Source organism: Emticicia sp. C21 (assembly GCF_003418935.1).
Lineage (GTDB): Bacteria > Bacteroidota > Bacteroidia > Cytophagales > Spirosomataceae > Emticicia.
Genome location: NZ_QVMT01000001.1, coordinates 973,965 through 992,699 on the forward strand (window position 1 = coordinate 973,965; position 18,735 = coordinate 992,699).

At 42.0% G+C, this 18,735-nt stretch carries 3 protein-coding genes; 1 reads left to right on the top strand and 2 read right to left on the bottom strand.

Annotated elements, in window-relative coordinates; genetic code table 11:
* Nucleotides 1–275: 275 nt before the first annotated feature.
* Together D0T08_RS04035 and D0T08_RS04040 are read right to left on the bottom strand one after the other, a co-directional pair.
* The gene (locus D0T08_RS04035; protein ID WP_116981288.1) at nt 276–14,846 is read right to left on the bottom strand and encodes an S-layer family protein; all 14,571 of its coding nucleotides are present in this window, start codon (nt 14,844–14,846) and stop codon (nt 276–278) included.
* Nucleotides 14,847–14,856: 10 nt separating this feature from the next.
* Nucleotides 14,857–15,183: a LytTR family DNA-binding domain-containing protein gene (locus D0T08_RS04040; RefSeq protein WP_116981289.1), complete on the bottom strand. Its 327-nt coding sequence runs from the start codon at nt 15,181–15,183 to the stop codon at nt 14,857–14,859.
* 458 nt (nt 15,184–15,641) lie between these two features.
* Here D0T08_RS04040 and D0T08_RS04050 point away from each other — a divergent pair, with 458 nt between their 5' ends.
* Nucleotides 15,642–18,584, top strand: coding sequence for an ATP-binding protein (locus D0T08_RS04050; protein ID WP_116981291.1), 2,943 nt, complete (start codon nt 15,642–15,644; stop codon nt 18,582–18,584).
* The last annotated feature ends 151 nt before the right edge of the window (nt 18,585–18,735 follow it).

Consider the following 18,735-nt stretch of genomic DNA (forward strand, 5'->3'; position numbering starts at 1 on the left):
TGATTGTGACGGGGTGTCCCCGGACTGCATGTCCCGCCCGCATCTAAAGTTCAGGAAACTTCTATTCTTAATGAAGAGTGACCTCGCCGGGAAACAGAACTTTCTTGACACAAGAAAAAAGTAAAATAAGTTAAGCTTAGTAAAAGAAATTCGTCTGCAATGTCGTCTGCATTCATAGGGTGTCATTACATATTATAAAGACAGAGTCTAGCAAGATAAAAATTACTAAACTCTGTCTTTTGAATTGCCTCAGAAAAAAACGTTAAGTTTTCATATCAATTATTACAACTCTGTATCTGGGCTTTAAAAACACTACCCTCTCTTGATTCAAATCCTGGATTTAATAAAATAGCTTTCCCTGAATTGTATGTCACATTCGCTGGAGAAGTAATCTTATTGTTTGCATTAATCAGTATAGATGCCTGTTCGGTAATTGTACCTGTATTGACATTTGCTGTCAGGCTCTTCGTAGCTGGCACAACAGACAAGTATTGCAAGGTTGGATTACTGGCAACCACTTGATTAGAGGAAGCTACCCGAATCAGATAACGGCCGGTCGATGATAAATTCTGTGGTAATTGGCAGGTAATGGTTCCGGCTATAGACGTTGTTCCAATCATAATAGGATTTGTAAAGCCACCTGTTGAGTCTGATAATTGAATATTAAACCTGTTACTTGAGTCGAATACACCTATTGTCCCGAAGGTCACATCAACTGTACTACCAGCACACAAACGGTTATTAGGAACAGTCGGTGCATGAATCACGGCCATTGTACCCACCACTGTAAAGGTTGTTACCACCGGGCCATAGACTGTTCCTCCTATCCGGTTATCTTCTGTATAGCCTGTTACGGTCATCGTGTAAGTACCTGGTATCAGGTTGCGACCATATACATTGACGCCCAAATTATCAAAAACTGCATAAGGTTCTACATTCTGTAAGATAGTCCAGTTAATTTCAGGGCCTGTGATAGTTAAATCAACGCTTCCAATTGAAGTAGTTGGACATATGGGCTTGGCAATAATTGAGACCTGTTCAGGAATTTGCTGGATAATCATGCCATCTTTCAAGGAGAACATATTCTGGTAAGGGTCTCCTGATTTTACATACTGCAAATCAACCACCTGTATACAAGGGTCTATACCACTGACAATAACCTGAGTTGTAGCGGTAGCAGAGCAGGCATTGTTAGAAACAGTGACTGTATAAATTCCACCATTACTCTCTATTGCATTAGGAATAGCAGGATTTTGAATCGAACTGGAAAATGAAGCTGGCCCTGTCCAATTGTAAGAGGTACCGCCAGATGCATTTAATTGAATCGTTTGACCTATATTATAAGGTCCGGTATTAGTTGCTTGAGCGATAGGTTGAGATGTAATCTGTAAACCTGTTACAACTGTACTTACCACACTTGTACAGCTACCAATTGTACAAGTAGCTGAGATTGAATAAGTGCCAATACTTGATAGTGTTAAACTTGTACCACTCCCACCATTTGACCAATTTACTGTACCAGCACAACTACTGGCGGTCAATGTCAAAGTGCCTGGTAAACATACTACTTTCTGAGTTGGGGCGGTAATGGTTGGCGCTAATGGTTGTGTTACAATCTGTAAACCTGTTATTGCTGAACTTGCTGGAGATGTACAACTTCCCACTGTACAAGTAGCTGTGATGCTATAAGTACCCACACTTGATAAAACCAGGCTTGTACCTGTTGTTCCTGTTGACCAGCTTACAGTTCCACCACAACCACTAGCTGTTAAGGTCAAAGTATTCGGTGCACATACTACTTTTGAATTAGGAGCGGTAATGGTTGGCGCATTAGGTTGAGTCACAATCTGCAAACCTGTCACTGCCTGACTTGCTGGAGATGTACAATTTTCCACTGTACAAGTAGCCGTAATGCTATAAGTACCCACGCTTGAAAGTGTTAAACTTGTTCCAGATGAGCCATTTGACCAAGTAACTTTTCCTGCACAACCACTAGCTGTTAAGGTCAAAGTATTCGGTGCACATACTACTTTTGAATTAGGAGCGGTAATGGTTGGCGCACTTGGTTGAGTCACAATCTGTAAGCCTGTAACCGTTTGGCTGGCTGCACTTGTACAAGAACCAACTGTACAGGTTGCAGAAATGCTATAAGTACCCACGCTTGATAAAACCAAACTTATCCCTGTTGCTCCATTCGACCAGTTTACAGTTCCACCACAACCGTTGGCTGTTAAAGTCAATGTATTAGGTGAACAAACTACTTTTGGACTTGGTGTTGTAATAGTCGGCGCACTTGGTTGGGATACAATTTCTAACCCAGTAACTGCTGAACTTGCTGGAGAAATACAACTACCAATCGTACAAGTAGCCGTAATGCTATAAGTACCCACGCTTGATAAAACCAGGCTTGTACCTGTTGCTTCCGTTGACCAGTTCACTGTTCCAGCACAACCACTGGCTGTTAAAGTCAAAGTATTTGGGGCACACACTACTTTTGTATTAGGGGATGTAATAGTTGGCGCAGATGGTTGTGTTACAATCTGTAAACCTGTTATTGCTGAACTTGCTGGGGAAGCACAACTTCCCACTGTACAGGTTGCTGTAATACTATAAGTGCCAACGCTTGATAAAACCAGGCTTGTACCTGTTGTTCCTGTTGACCAGTTCACTGTTCCAGCACAACCACTGGCTGTTAAAGTCAATGTATTCGGTGCACACACTACTTTTGGTGTTGGCGCTATAATGGTTGGTGCTGATGGTTGAGCGATGATTTGCAAACCTGTCACTGCGGTACTTGCTAGAGAAGTACAACTGCCGATTGTACAAGTAGCAGCGATTGAATAAGTCCCCACGCTTGAAAGCGTCAGACTTGTACCTGATGAACCATTTGACCAGTTTACAGTGCCTGCGCATCCACTAACTGTTAATGTCAATGTGTTTGGGACACAGACTACTTTTGGATTTGGAGCGGTGATAGTTGGTGCTAATGGTTGGGTTACGATTTGTAAGCCTGTTACTGCTGCGCTTGCATTGGAAGTACAACTTCCAACTATACAAGTAGCTGAAATTGAATAAGTTCCTACACTTGAAAGTGTTAAGCTTGTACCCGATGCACCTGTTGACCAATTCACTGTTCCTGCACAACCACTAGCTGTCAAAGTCAATGTATTTGGTGCACACACTACTTTTGGATTCGGCGCTGTAATGGTTGGTGCAGATGGCTGAGTCACAATCTGCAAACCTGTTACAGGCTGACTTATAGGAGATGTACAACTGCCTATCGTACAAGTGGTTGTAATACTATAAGTTCCAACTGATGAAAGTGTCAGACTTGTGCCACTTGCACCATTCGACCAATTCACTGTTCCTGCACAACCACTAGCTGTTAAAGTCAATGTATTCGGTGCACAAACTACTTTTAGTGTTGGCTCAATTATAGTTGGCGCACTTGGCTGCGTTACAATCTGCAAACCTGTCACTGCCTGACTTATAGGGGATGTACAACTACCTACTGTGCAGGTTGCTGTAATGCTATATGTTCCTACACTTGAAAGTGTGATACTTGTGCCACTTCCACCATTTGACCAGTTTACAGTTCCTGCACAACCACTGGCTGTTAAGGTCAATGTATTTGGTGCACAAACTACTTTTGGATTAGGAGCTGTGATAGTTGGGGCAGACGGCACTGAACTTTCAAGAGTTACCGAAGTGGTCGATGTTGATGTACAACCATTATCACTAGTTACTGTAACTGTATATGTACCTGGAGAGGAAATAGTAGCTGTGGCATCAGTACCTAGTCCATTTGACCATTGATAGGTAGGTGATGAGCCACTCCCATTAGCTGTTCTGGTCACAGAAGCGATATTACATGATAAATTAATATTTCCAGTAATGGTAACCGTTGGCGGTGCTGCTATCTGTAAACCTGTTACAGCCTGACTCGAAGATGAAGTACAACTACCAACCGTGCAGGTGGCCGTAATGCTGTAAGTTCCCACCGAAGAAAGTGTGATACTTGTCCCACTTCCACCATTCGACCAGTTCACTGTTCCGGCACAACCGCTGGCTGTCAAGGTTAATGTATTTGGGGCACATACTACTTTTGGTGTTGGCGAGGTAATGGTTGGGGCAGATGGTTGGGTCACAATCTGTAAACCTGTCACGGATGAGCTTGCTGGAGATGTACAACTTCCAACCGTACAAGTGGCTGTAATGCTATATGTACCTACACTTGATAAAACCAGGCTTGTAGCTGTTGCTCCCGTTGACCAGTTCACTGTTCCAGCACAACTACTGGCTGTCAAGGTCAAGGTGCTTGGTGCACACACTACTTTTGAATTAGGAGCTGTAATAGTTGGCGCAGATGGTTGAGTGAATATTTGCAAACCTGTCACTGCGGTACTTGCTGGAGAAGTACAACTGCCGATTGTACAAGTAGCAGAGATTGAATAAGTCCCCACGCTTGAAAGCGTCAGACTTGTACCTGATGAACCATTTGACCAGTTTACAGTGCCTGCGCATCCACTAGCTGTTAATGTCAATGTGTTTGGGGCACATACAACTTTTGGTGTTGGTGCTGTGATAGTTGGCGCACTTGGCTGAGTTACAATCTGCAAATCTGTTACGGCCGGACTTACCGGAGATGTACAACTACCCACTGTACAGGTAGCTGATATGCTATAAGTACCCACGCTTGATAAAACCAAACTTGTACCTGTTGCTCCGGTTGACCAGTTCACTATTCCACCACAGCCACTGGCTGTTAAAGTCAATGTATTTGGAGCACACACTATTTTTGGATTAGGGGCGGTAATGGTTGGTGCTGATGGTTGAGGCAAAATCTGCAAACCTGTCACTGCAATACTTGATGGAGAGGTACAACTACCCACTAAACAAGTGGCAGTAATACTATAAGTACCCACACTCGAAAGTGTAATACTTGTGCCACTTCCGCCATTTGACCAGTTCACTGTTCCTCCACATCCACTGGCTGTTAAAGTTAATGTGCCTGGGGAACAAACTACTTTTGGATTTGGACCAACAATAGTTGGAGCACTTGGTTGTGTCATAATCTGTAAACCTGTTACAACTGCACTTGCGGGAGAAGTACAAGAACCCGCTGTACAAGTGGCACTAACACTATAAGTGCCTACGCTTGATAAAATCAAACTTGTTCCTGTCGCACCCATTGACCAGTTCACTGTTCCACCACAACCACTCGCTGTTAAAGTCAATGTACTTGGTGCACACACTACTTTCTGAGTTGGGGCGATAATAGTTGGTGCTAATGGTTGAGTAACAATCTGTAAACCTGTTACAGCCTGACTTATCGGAGACGTACAACTACCTACTGTACAGGTTGCTGTAATGCTATAAGTGCCTACGCTCGAAAGTGTGATATTTGTGCCTGTCCCCTCGGTTGACCAGTTCACTATTCCGGCACAATCACTGGCTGTTAAGATCAATGTATTTGGCGCACATACTACTTTTGGATTAGGAGCTGTAATGGTTGGTGCAGAAGGCTGAGCAACAATTTGCAGACCTGTTACTGCTGAACTAGCTAGAGAAATACAATTTTCCACTGTACAAGTAGCTGTGATACTATAGGTACCCACGCTTGATAAAACCAGACTTGTACCTGTTGCTCCCGTTGACCAGTTCACTGTTCCGCCACAACCACTGGCTGTTAAGGTCAATGTATTTGGTGCACACACTACTTTTGGATTAGGTGCCGTAATTATTGGCGCAGATGGTTGAGTCACAATCTGCAAACCTGTCACTGCAATACTTGATGGAGAGGTACAACTACCCACTGTACAAGTGGCAGTAATACTATAAGTTCCCACACTTGATAAAACCAAACTTGTACCTGTTGCTCCCGTTGACCAGTTCACTGTTCCGGCACATCCACTGGCTGTTAAAGTTAAAGTATTTGGTGCACACACTACTTTTGAATTAGGAGTTGTAATGGTTGGTGCAGAAGGCTGAGCGAGAATTTCTAAACCTGTTACTAAATTGCTGGCATTAGAAACACAATTATTGACTGTACAAGTTGCTGAGATGGCATAAGTACCAACCGATGAAAGCGTCAGGCTTGTACCACCGCTACCATTCGACCACCTGATGGTTCCGGCACATCCACTGGCTGTCAAAGTAAGGGTATTTGGAGAGCAAACTACTCTTGGACCTGGTGCGTTGATGACTGGTGCCGATGGCGCACTTGGGTCTGCAATAGATTTACTTGTTGCGTCCCTACTTATACAACCTGAGGTCGTGATTGCAAAATCGCTATAAGTACCTGCTGATAACCCGGTTAACTCAAATGTACCATTCACCACATTAATCGTTTTCGGACTTCCTGAACCTGTAAAAGTAATCGAATATGATCCATTACCTAACGCTGTTGTAAAAGCTATTTTTCCATTTGTTCCACCACATACTGATGGGGAAGTTACAGCACCTGCTGTTAACGTCGGTGCTGGTGTTACACTCACCAGAGAAGTAGGTAATCTACATCCTTCTAATCCACCAGCTTTGCAGGAAGCATAATAGGTAGTGTTGTTAGTTAATGTTACCGAAAGCCCGCTGCCTGTTCCTATGGCAGCAGTTCCTGTCTGGCTATTGTACCACTGGACTACTCCTGAACTACAGGTGGCAGATAATACTATGCTTGCTCCCGAACAGGCTGAGGTAGTAGAAACCGAAATATTGGTTGGGGCATCAGGCCCGCAATCAGGAACCCCGGTTAGATAGACATTATGTACATTATTGCCATTGCTACTTACGTTCTGTGCATTAATGGTAGCAGGGAATGCATTGGCAAAATTTAATGGAAGATAGAAAGTTGGATTAGACAGTTGCTGATTCAGCAAAAAGTACTCACCATTATTTACACCTGCCTTCACTACATAAGCAATCCAGTAATCACCGCAATTTAATGTAACCGGATTATCCAGTGGAAAACTGTTTAGTCCGGCATTGAGTGTTGGTGCATTATCCGAAGAATTGCCTGACGAACTTGCCAAAAGATTTGTCGGGACATTATTCACATCAGAGTAAACCGCAAAGCGGATTCTTGCCCCACCGTTGATATTCTGAGATAAGATTGCCGAAACAGCACTGACCATGATAGGTTTTGTGATGCGGACCTTGTATCCAAATAAGTTATTTTGTACTAAAAATCCCGGGAAATTATCTCCGGTCTCACTAAATGGGGTGTCATACCCTATGTTTGCCTGCTGAACTACGACCGGAGTAGTAGCAACCCTGCTACTTTCGCAAGCACCATTTTTACAGGCTGCATAGTAAGTAGTAGTGGTGGCTGGTGTCTGACTAAAGGCAGTACCTGTTCCTAAGGCAGTTCCTCCGGTAGCCTGATTGTACCAGGTTAAAGTACCGCTACTACAAGTAGCTGAAAGTGATACACTTTCGCTGCCACAAATTGAATTAGTACTGGTAGTAACATTAGTCGGCGCGCTGGGTAATGCATTCAGGCTTAGACTTGTAGTAGAAGTATATAGTGGGCAGGCTCCGGAAACCGAATAGGTAACAGTATAAGTACCCATCGAACTGGTACCGGGTGTAATTTGTCCGGTAGCCGGATTAATAGTTAATCCTGAAGGACTTGACGTAAAAGTACCCCCGGCTGTGCCTGTCCGGCTGACTTCAATAGGGGTGGTAGCACCACAGAATGGTGTACCTGTATAAGTAATAGTTGCATTGGGTACAGTAGAGATGCCTACATTTGCCGTGCTGGTAAAGGCTGCACATCCGCCATTGGCAGCGATAGTATAAGTAATGGTATAATTGCCCTGTAAACTGCTCGCCGGAGTAATTTGTCCTGAACCTGAATTAATAGTCAGTCCTGTGGGGCTTGACGTAAACGTACCTCCACCTGTACCTGTCAGGTTTACAGTTACTGGCTCTGAAGTACTACAGAAAGGTGACCCGGTATAACTAATAGTAGCATCAGGCACCTGCCTGATTGATACATTGTAAGAAGTCTGGAATTCAGCACAGCCATTGGCTGCAGGGATAGTATAATAGACAGTATAATCGTTAGGTGTACTGGTAGAAGGTGTAATCTGGCCTGTGCTGGCATTAATTGTCAGCCCTGACGGCAGAACAGAGTAAGTTCCACCGGTTGTACCGGTTCTCGAAACACTTTTTGGACTTTCGTTCGTACAAAAACTGTTGGCCGCATAGCTGATTGTGGCGCTGGGTGCTGCTGAAACTGCTATGCTGGTAGTAGTTGTAAAAGCCGGACATCCACTACTGGCTGCAATCGTATAGGTAACTGCATAGGTATTAGGTGTACTTGTACCAGGGGTAATCTGCCCATTGCTTGAGCTGATAGTCAAACCCGCCGGGCTTGAACTGAATGTCCCCCCGGTTGTACCTGTGCGATTAACTGATTTAACTGAAGAAGTAGTACAGAAGGGTGAGCCTGTATACGCAATTGTGGCGCTTGCAGGTGTGCCGATTGCCACATTAGCGCTTGTCTGGTATGCGGCGCAACCTCCTGTCTCAGGAATACTATAATAAACTATATAATTATTGGGTGTACTGGAGCCCGGCGTAATCTGGCCTGTGCTGGCATTAATTGTCAGTCCTGATGGTTGAGCAGAATAAGTACCTCCGGCTGTCCCTGTCAGGGTTACATTCTGAACACCCTGCGTAGTACAAAAACCATTGCCTGCATATCCGATTGTCGCACTTGGTACGGCGGTGATGGTTATAGCAGTTGTTGCGGTATATGCAGGGCAATTTCCGGATGCAGCTATAGTGAGCGTAACTGTATAGGTGCCTGCCGTACTGGTACCCGGTGTAATGCGGCCTGTACTGTTATTGAGTGATAAACCACCAGGGCTTGAGCTGAATGTGCCTCCTGTTGTACCCGAGCGCACAATATCTGTAGTGCCCGCATTTTTACAAATAGCCGGAGACGGATAGGAAATAACTGTATTAGGAGCCGCATTTACTGTCACATTTACACTTACAAATGCACTGTTGCATCCAACAGTTTCACAACGAACGTTATAGGTTGTAGCAGTTGTCAACGGTGGAGTAACAAATGGTGAAACAGTTGAAAGTCTGGTACTACTGGTTGAATTATACCAGCTTACTGTTCCTGTTGCACATGAAGCACTTAATGAGGCCGTTGTGCCGCTACAAATAATAGCATTGGCCGTACCTGTCGGGGCAGTACAATTCACCACCTGCGAAAGTACATCTGATACACTACTCCCATACACCCCATCACCACTATATTCAGCAGTGATAACATGAGTACCTGCTGTAAGGGTATTGATAGTTAAGGTAGCTGTTCCGCCGCTTATAGTGGTAGTACCTAAAACCGTAGCGCCTTCTTTAAATGTTATGGTGCCTGTGGCTGCACCTGGTGTTATCGTGGCTGTCAGTTGTACATTAGCACCCGGGTTAGCAGGGTTGTTGTTTGAAGTAAGTGCAGTAGTAGTGGTTACACTAGCGTTGATTGTGTATCTGGCTAAAAATCCTTCAGAGTTATTGAGCGCAACCAACTGGTTACTTCCGGTTATTGATGGGTTATTAAAATTAATGCTATTACTAAAATTGCCCACAACTGAAACATTATTACCCGATACTGCTATACCACTGGCTCTCTCCATACCTATACCTCCCATTCTTTTAAGACCGTTTACATTACCAGAGGCATCATACATCGCCAGAAAGCCATCTGATTGTCCGGCAGATACGATTTCATTACTTCCTTCGGCCGATGGAGTATTAAAGTTGGCCGTGTCGCCAAAAGCACCTGCCATGAATATATTTGTATCTGATGCCTTTATGTCTACTGCACCATCAACGTATAATCCTCCTGCTCGTTTAGCCCACTGAATAGCACCATTGGCATTATATTTTGCCAGAAAAGCGTCACTATTCAATACATCTACAATTTCGAAGGTACCACTTGCTGATGGCGTATTAAAATTGGCAGTACCTGTAAACACACCTCCAACATATACATCGGTTCCCAAGACAGCTATTCCATAAGCGTAATCCTGATTTGTTCCGCCCCCTCTTCTAGCCCATTGGCAATTGCCCGCTGAATTAAATTTAGCTACGAAAATATCTGAACTCCCTGCACTTATGACCGAATTAGTGGCAGCATTGGAAGGTGTATTAAAATTGGCGGTACTTTCAAATCCCCCTGCTATGTAAATATCACTTCCTGATGTTACAATTGCGCCATAACTTATCTCAGTTCCTGTGCCACCGCCACGTCTTACCCATTGTATATCGCCTGATGTATTATATTTTGCCAGATAAACGTCGCTTAACCCGGCACTTACGATTTCATTACTACCAGAAGCTGATGGGTTATTGAAATTAGCTGTACCTGCAAAATCGCCGCACACGTATATGTCAGTACCCGATATGGCAATTCCTCTACCAGACCCACCTGTTCTCCTGATCCATAGAACATCACCCAGGGCGTTATATTTCACAATAAAACCATCGCCTCCAGAATTTACCAATTCGTTACTACCGCTTGCCGATGGAGTATTGAAATTAGCAGTACCTGTAATATTCCCTGTGAGGTAAACGTCGCTACCCGATACTGCCAGACCATAAACCCTGTCATCGCCTGTTCCTCCAGCTCTTTTAGCCCATTGCAAAACACCCGCAGAATTAAACTTGGCAATATAAATGTCGTTACCGCCAGCACTTTGAACAGTATTACCACTTATGGTGGCACTTACGGCGAAGAACCCGGCTACATATACATTACCTGAGGCATCAATGGCCGTTCTGTTAAATTGTGCTCCGGAAGAAATAGACCCCCTGATAAAATTAAGTTGTGGCTCAGTGAGCGCATTCACCACCTGCGAAACCGCACTGGAAGTGCTGGCAGCATTAGTTAAGTCGCCTGAGTACTCTGCTGTAATGCTATGTGTACCTACTATTAGTAAATCGGTATTGAATCTGGCAATGCCACTGCTCAAAGTAGCTGTACCTAAAGTAGTAGAACCATCTTTAAAAGTAACAGTACCTGTGGCAGTGTTTGGCGTTACTGTTGCCGTAAACTGGATATTTGCCCCTACACTCGCGGGGTTGTTGTTAGATGTAAGCGCGATGTTTGTTGAAGTTGTTGCAAAATTATATTTAGCCAGAAAAGCATCTGTTCCTGAGGTAGCTACTAATTGATTGCTTCCACTTGCCGAAGGATTATTGAAATTAATATTATCTATAAAACCACCGGCTATATAAACAGTCGTGTTTGTTAACGCAAGTCCGCTTATATTCGTATAACCAGTTCCTCCAATTCTCTTATTGAAAACATAAGTACCAGTGGTAGAATAATCGGCAAGAAAACCGTCTTCATTCCCGGCACTTGTAATTTCATTGCTACCTGTGACCGAGGGCGTATTAAAATTAATTGTACCGGCAAAATTACCTGTCATGTACACATGAGAACCTGAGACACCTACGCTGCTTAAATTTTCACTCTCTGTCCCTCCTGCCCTTCTAAGCCATTGTAACTCTCCTGAATCATTATATTTAGCTAAAAACAGGTCGGTCTCTCCAGCACTTGTAACTTCATTGCTTCCTGTGACCGAAGGGGTATTAAAGTTAGCAGTACCTCTAAAACTACCAGTCAGATAAACATCTGTGCCAGAAAAGGCGATAGCATTTCCGAAATCTCCTCCTGTTCCACCTGCTCTTTTTACCCATTGTAAATCTCCTGCCGGACTATACTTAGCTAAAAATATATCTCCATTCCCTGCACTTGTAATCTCATTGCTACCAGAAGCCGATGGTGTATTAAAATTAGCTGTCTCATTGAAGTAACCTGTTACGTAAATACCTGTGGCCGATGCTACTATTCCAGAGCCTTGATCATGCCCTGAACCTCCGGCTCTTCTGGCCCAAAGAAAATTACCTGAGGCATTATATTTAGCAATAAATATATCGTCAAGTATACCACTACCGCTAATTATTTCATTACTACCCGATGCCGAAGGGGTATTAAAATTAGCTGTAAGCCTGATATTACCTGTAATATATATATCCGTTCCTAAAATAGTTATACCCTCGCCTGCATCAGTATTAGCTCCTCCTGCTCTTCTGATCCATTGTATATCACCAGAACTATTATACCTGGCAATAAATATATCTGTACTTCCGGCACTTGTGATTTCATTACTGCCTGTGGCTGAAGGCGTATTAAAATTAGCTGTAGCAGTAAAAGTCCCAACAATATAAATATCTGTACCTGATACCGCAATATCAGTAACCACATCATCATTTGTGCCGCCGGCTCTTTTAGCCCATTGTAAAGCACCTGAGGAATTATACTTGGCAATAAATACATCATATGATAGCCCTCCTCCTGCATTGATGAGACCTACATTACCTAAAGAAATATCTCCTTTAAACAGGCCTGTTACGTAAACATTTCCGTCAGCATCAATAGCGGTAGCCGAAATAGCACCAAGATAAGAGAGTGAACTACTTACCGATTGCCTGATAAAACTCAGATTAGGGGCTGTTAAGGCATTAACTACCTGGGAAACAGCACTTGAAGTACTGGCAATATTTGAACCATCACCACCATATTCGGCTGTAATGCTGTGTGTACCTACTGTCAGTAAATCAGTATTGAATTTAGCTACCCCACTACTTAGCGTTGCTGTGCCTAATGTGGTAGCGCCCTCTTTAAAGGTAACCGTACCTGTAGTCGTATTTGGTATTACAGTAGCCGTAAACTGTATATTACCCCCTACGCTGGCCGGGTTGTTGTTGGAGGTGAGGGTTGTGGTGGTGCTTGCAGGCGTACTACCTGTACCCTGAATGGCGAAAGTATAAGGGTTTTCATCTGTATCATCGTTGGCGATGCTTACATTAGCAGTTCTTAAGCCTTGTGCTAAAGGATCAAAAGTGATTTGAAAGTCAGTTGTACCTATGGTCGCTGCCAGTGGTGATACAGGCTGTATAGTAACGGTAAAATCTGCGGCATTGGTACCGCTAATCGCAACTTTGGGTGTGCCAGTTAGATTTAACAATGTGGTGCCCGTATTTGAAAGGGTAAATGTTTTTACAATGCTACCCGATGAAGCACTCTGAGAACCAAAATCGGTATTGTTTTCTGTATCCGGAACCGTACTCCCGTTTATTACCCAATTAGTGTTTCCTTTAATATTTATTTTAGGCGCGTCACTATCTGTATACCGGGCAAGATAAAATTCCCTTTGAGAAGATACTGCAGTAAGTTCGTTGGTTCCTGGAGAATCTGGCGTGTTAAAATTAACAGTTCCTTTAAAAAACCCTGCTGAATAAATAGCATTACCAGAAACAGCTATACTATTATTCTGAATAGATGAGGAGGCGTCTCCACCCGAACGTTTGGCCCATTGAAAGTTACCAGTCTCGTCAAATTTCGACACAAAAGATCCTCTGGCAGAGGATATATTAGAAATTTCATTGAGCCCGGTAAAGTAGGGAGTATTAAAATTTATCGTATTATTAAATTTACCTGAAATAAACACTCCGGCATCATTAGCATCAATATCATACCCTGCGGCTGAATGGCCTATAAGTATTCCCCCAGCTCTTTTAGCCCAAACAGGGTCTCCATTTGTCTCATATCTTGCGACTAAAACATCATAGATATAAGTATAAGGCTCACTCTCAGGTGCCGTAAAAAGAGTCGTTGTACCAAAGGTTGCAGATGAACTATAGTCTCCCGTTATATAAATCGAAGACCCATTAATAGAGATTGCTTTTATATATGCATAGTCCGTTGAAGAAACTTGCCTGGCCCATGAGACATCTCCGTTAGTTTCATATTTAACCACATATCCATCACTCCCGCCTGGAGTTGTCAATAAAAAATCATGTTGACCCGATTGGTCAAAGCTGATGTTTCCCTGGAAAGACCCAACAACATAAACGCCATCCTCTGTTGCAACAAGATCATAAGCATGAGTTGTACCACTGGTACCACCTGCTCCCCTTACCCATTGAAAATTTCCGCTGAGGTCATACTGAGCCACGCACATATATCTATTATTGCCATTGCCTTGCAATTCATTAGTGCCGGTTGCACTTGGAGTATTGAAATTGATAGTCGAACTGCCTGTGAAATCACCTGTTACATAGATTTTAGAACTGGTAACTGTAATTCCTGTAAATTCTTCCAAACTTTCTGGTCCTCCTGCTCTTTTTGCCCACTGAAAGTTTCCTGAGTCATCAAATTTAGCTAAAAACATATCTTCAGAATTCGCACTAGTAATTGTATTGGTTGCGTTAGAAGAAGGCGTATTAAAATTGGCAGTATTAGTAAAACTACCACATATATAAACATACCCGTCTTTAACAGCAATACTATTTGCGCCATCATTAAAGATGCCTCCCGCTCTTTTAGCCCAAAGTACAGTACCTGAAGAATTGTATTTAACAATAAAAACATCACCGTAAGTAGGAGACCCGGAGGTTAAACTTATGGCCCCGAAGGTAATATTTCCATAAAAACTACCTGTGGCATATACATTTCCGGCATTATCAGTAGCTACCTTATATGCTACTGAACTATGTGTATTACTACCCATAATTGCCTGCCTTAGAAAGTCTAATTGCTGTGCGAAACTTTCGTTTGCAAAGCAGAGCATGCAAAGCACTAAAATACTTCTGGTGAGACTGTTTTTTAAATAATAAAGATATTTCATAATGGCAGAAAGTTTTTGGGTTAATTTATGGTAGGAGATGTAAAGACCGGAGAGAAATTCCTCGTCAGGAACTCCCTCCGAATCTATTCTTTCTACCACGAAAGGTCTTTTTAGCTGTTTGTTTTTCAGCTTCATTTATTTAAGATTAATAAGTATTGATGCTTCTGGTTACCTGTTTAGTTCTTCTCCTCGATACCTGAATCACTTCATTATTATTGAGTTTAATAGATTTGTCTCTTCTCTGATATTCTGTCAGGAAATCAAGATTTACCAGTACCGATCGGTTAGGTCTTATAAACTGGCAGGAAGGCAATCGTTTGGCTAACCTCCCCAATGATGTTGCCGAAAGAATCATGTTTCCGTTGTTGAGATGTACTTCTGTGTAGTTGCTGTCGGCTCTCATAAACAGAATAGTAAAAGGGTCTATTTTGGTACGCCAGCCAAGTTGTAAAAGGGGTTCCTGAATCATCATTGCGTTTGGGTATTTCGGGTTAATTTTGGGTTTTCAAAACTAGTCTGAAACAGGCTGTAAGGGCTAACTCAAAATTGCTATTCTATAGCTCATTTTTTATATTCTGTCATTTTTGGGTAGTTTCAAGGGTATTTTTGCAGGTTTTTACCACTCAATAACTCATGTCCTTATTTTTTTCAATTCCTGGTTTCTATGCTTAACTTTGGTATTGAAACTTATATGTTGATTAGAATTTTCTTTATACAACTGCTTTCTTTCGCTTGTTTGGCTCAAAAGAATTTATTGCAGCCAATTGGTATTACCAGTAGTAGGAAAGTAAAAAATGGCTATCGAGAGGCTCAACTAATGAATAAGATTTATTCATTTACGTATAGGCCCCAACACTTTGCATTCTAATTATATTTGTAGAGTGCTATCCTAAGGTCTGAATTTAACCCAAACGTAATTCTTTCAAACTCATGCGTCTTGCTGTTGTTTTTGTTAATCTGCTTTTTTCTTTGGTTATATCAGCAATGCTTCCCATGCCTTCGTCAGGGCAAAAAAGTGTAAGCAATTATTTGCTTTTAAAAGGGCAGACCCGATTCGACAGCTTAGAAGTAAGGCAGGTTTTAATGCATGATACGGCAGATAGTCTTACTGTATTTGCTGATATAGAAATCATAAAAGACTATGCGTTTAAAACCAAAGACCCATTGTTAGAAATTTTTGCTGATTATTTAAAAAGGAGCTATTATCTCGCTACACAAAAGAGAAGAAAAAACCTTTATGAAGATTTTAAAAATCTGCAATTAGCACTCAAAAAGCAGCCTTTTAGTCCTCTTACTGAAATGTTTCAGGCAAATATTGAATATAGCATGGGTGTTGTTTCTTACTACGAACGCAAGCAATCTGCTAAAACTATCACACATTTTCTTTCTGCCGATTTATTATACCGGAAACTCGGTTATGATAAGGTATTGTTTGCAGCAAACAAGTTATCTACTTTGGGTTCTTACTATTATGACAGAGTAAATGATTACGACCTGGCGCTCGTCTATCTGCGAGAAGCTGAAAAATATGTTTATAAAACCCCGATTGATGTTCAACGAATACTTCTTTACAGGAATATTGCCAAATGTCTGGTTGAAAAGGGACAATATGCTGAAGCCATCAGGTACAATAAACTTGGTATAGCACAGGTTCGTTTAAAGAAAGACAGTGTCAGAATAGGCTCACTTAGTGGTAATATCGGCGAGATAATTCTTAACCACTATCCAAATCCACTGGAAGCCGAACCTTACTTTCTGAAAGAACTACAATACAGATTGCACTACACCCCTGATGGTGCCGACGACATTGCCAAAGTTTTTGGAAATCTTTGTCTGATAGAGGGACTAAGATATAACCGGGAGAAGGTAAATGACCTCTACAATAAAGCCATGAATGAGTTGAGGGTATATAATAAAAGTAATGATAATGCTACCATTAATTATGCCTTGAAAGTTATATATAAGAACCGGATGGTTGCCGATACACTTCTGGGAGATTATAAAAGTGCCTTCCATTTCCAGGAATTATACAATCAGGTGACATCAGAATTAAATAAGCATGAACTAAAAGTAGTGACTAATGAGGCATCAGCCAGGTTTGAATCCGAAAAATTTAAACTTCAGGCCGATTTGGCTAATGAGCAGGCAGAAAATTCGCGCTTCTGGATATTATTTATTTCTCTGTTACTTATAGTCGTCATTGTGGGTGCTTACTATATTTATAATTACCAGCGACTAAAAAGAAATAAGCTAGCGCAACAACTCTCATTTGAACTCAAAGAAGCTGAGAGACTGAGCGAACTGGACATACTCAAAACCCGCTTCTTTGCCAACATCTCGCATGAGTTCCGCACACCTCTTACACTATTGTCTGCTCCTTTATCTGATTTCAGTAAAAAATATCCAAACGAACCAATGTTTGGTGTAATGCAACGTAATCTGGTAAGACTACAGAATTTGATTAATCAGATATTGGATTTATCGAAACTGGAAGCCGGGAAAATGAAGCCTCAGATACAAGAAGGAGACCTGGCAGCCTTTATCAGGCATCTGGAAGCCTCTTTCGAATCACTTGCGCAAAGCAAAAATATCAGCTTTGAATATGATAGGTCTATTAACACATATATAGCGTGTTTTGATGCTGATAAGCTCGAAAAAATTGTCAGTAATTTATTATCCAATGCCTTTAAGTTTACCCCTGAAAAAGGCAAAATTGCCGTTAAAACCAGCTATTCCGACAAAGATTTTACTATTAATATACAAGATTCAGGCATTGGTATAGAGACAGAACGACTCCCATTTATTTTCGACCGTTTCTATCAGGTAGAAGATAGTACCTCTCTCAAAAGCTATACCCGTAATTATGAAGGCACAGGTATTGGACTGGCATTAGTAAAAGAACTGGTAGATGTGCTGAAAGGCAAAATACAGGTAGAAAGTAAGATATCAGTGGGCACAACCTTTACGATAACTATACCCACCGATAAATCGACATGGCAGGAATTCATCAGTCAGGAGCCAGGACCTACTAATGACGATGAAAAAGCAAAAGCTGAAATCATTGTAGTCAATGGCAAGAATAGTAACCCAAAAGCTATTGAAAAACCGATTGATACCGAACAACCAATTTTATTGATTATTGAAGACAATGAAGATTTACGAGCTTACATCAGAAGCCACTTTGAGTTGTCGTATCAGATTATAGAAGCTATTGATGGGCAAGATGGCTACGAAAAAGCATTAGCGTTTATCCCCGATTTAGTGATTTGTGATCTGATGATGCCCAGGCTTGATGGTTTTGAATTCTGTAAACTGGTTAAATCTGATATTCGTACTAATCATATTTCGGTAATTATGCTGACAGCCCGTGCCGCACTTGAAGACCGATTGGAAGGCCTTGAATTAGGAGCCGATGATTATCTGGCTAAGCCATTTAATACAGAGGAGCTACAAACCAGAGTAAGAAATCTGATTAATATCAGGCAAACACTTCAACAAAAATACAGTCAGACTATTGTTGCACCATTGCCTGTGAATGAAGCGAAACTCATGAGCTTGGATGAACAGTTTTTGCAAAAACTTTATGACATCATTGACAGAAATCTACAAAACACTGATTTCAATACCAATCAGCTGGCTGATGAAGTGAATATGACTGCCGGACAATTGCGCCGTAAGCTAAAAGCCATTACCGACCAGAATATCATTGAATTTATACGTAACTATCGGTTACAAAAAGCAGCCATACTCTTGCAGAACAAATCGGTCAGTGTATCAGATGTAGGCTATCAGGTAGGTTTTGAAAATTTATCCTACTTCTCAAAAATGTTCTTTGAAACATTCGGTAAATACCCTTCGGAGTGGAATAATTGAATGTCTTAAGTTTGTGACCTCGACTGCGCGTACCGGACTACGCGTCGCGCCCGCATCTAAAGGTCAGGAAACTTATATTCCATTAAAGAGTGACCTCGCCGGGACACATAACTTTCTTTTTCTTTACAACTTATCCTTACTTAATCATACT

Excerpts from the sequence above, each read along its gene's own strand:
- D0T08_RS04040 (WP_116981289.1), bottom strand. The coding sequence starts at position 15,183 with ATGATGATTCAGGAACCCCTTTTACAACTTGGCTGGCGTACCAAAATA.
- D0T08_RS04035 (WP_116981288.1), bottom strand. The coding sequence starts at position 14,846 with ATGAAGCTGAAAAACAAACAGCTAAAAAGACCTTTCGTGGTAGAAAGA.
- D0T08_RS04050 (WP_116981291.1), top strand. The coding sequence starts at position 15,642 with ATGCGTCTTGCTGTTGTTTTTGTTAATCTGCTTTTTTCTTTGGTTATA.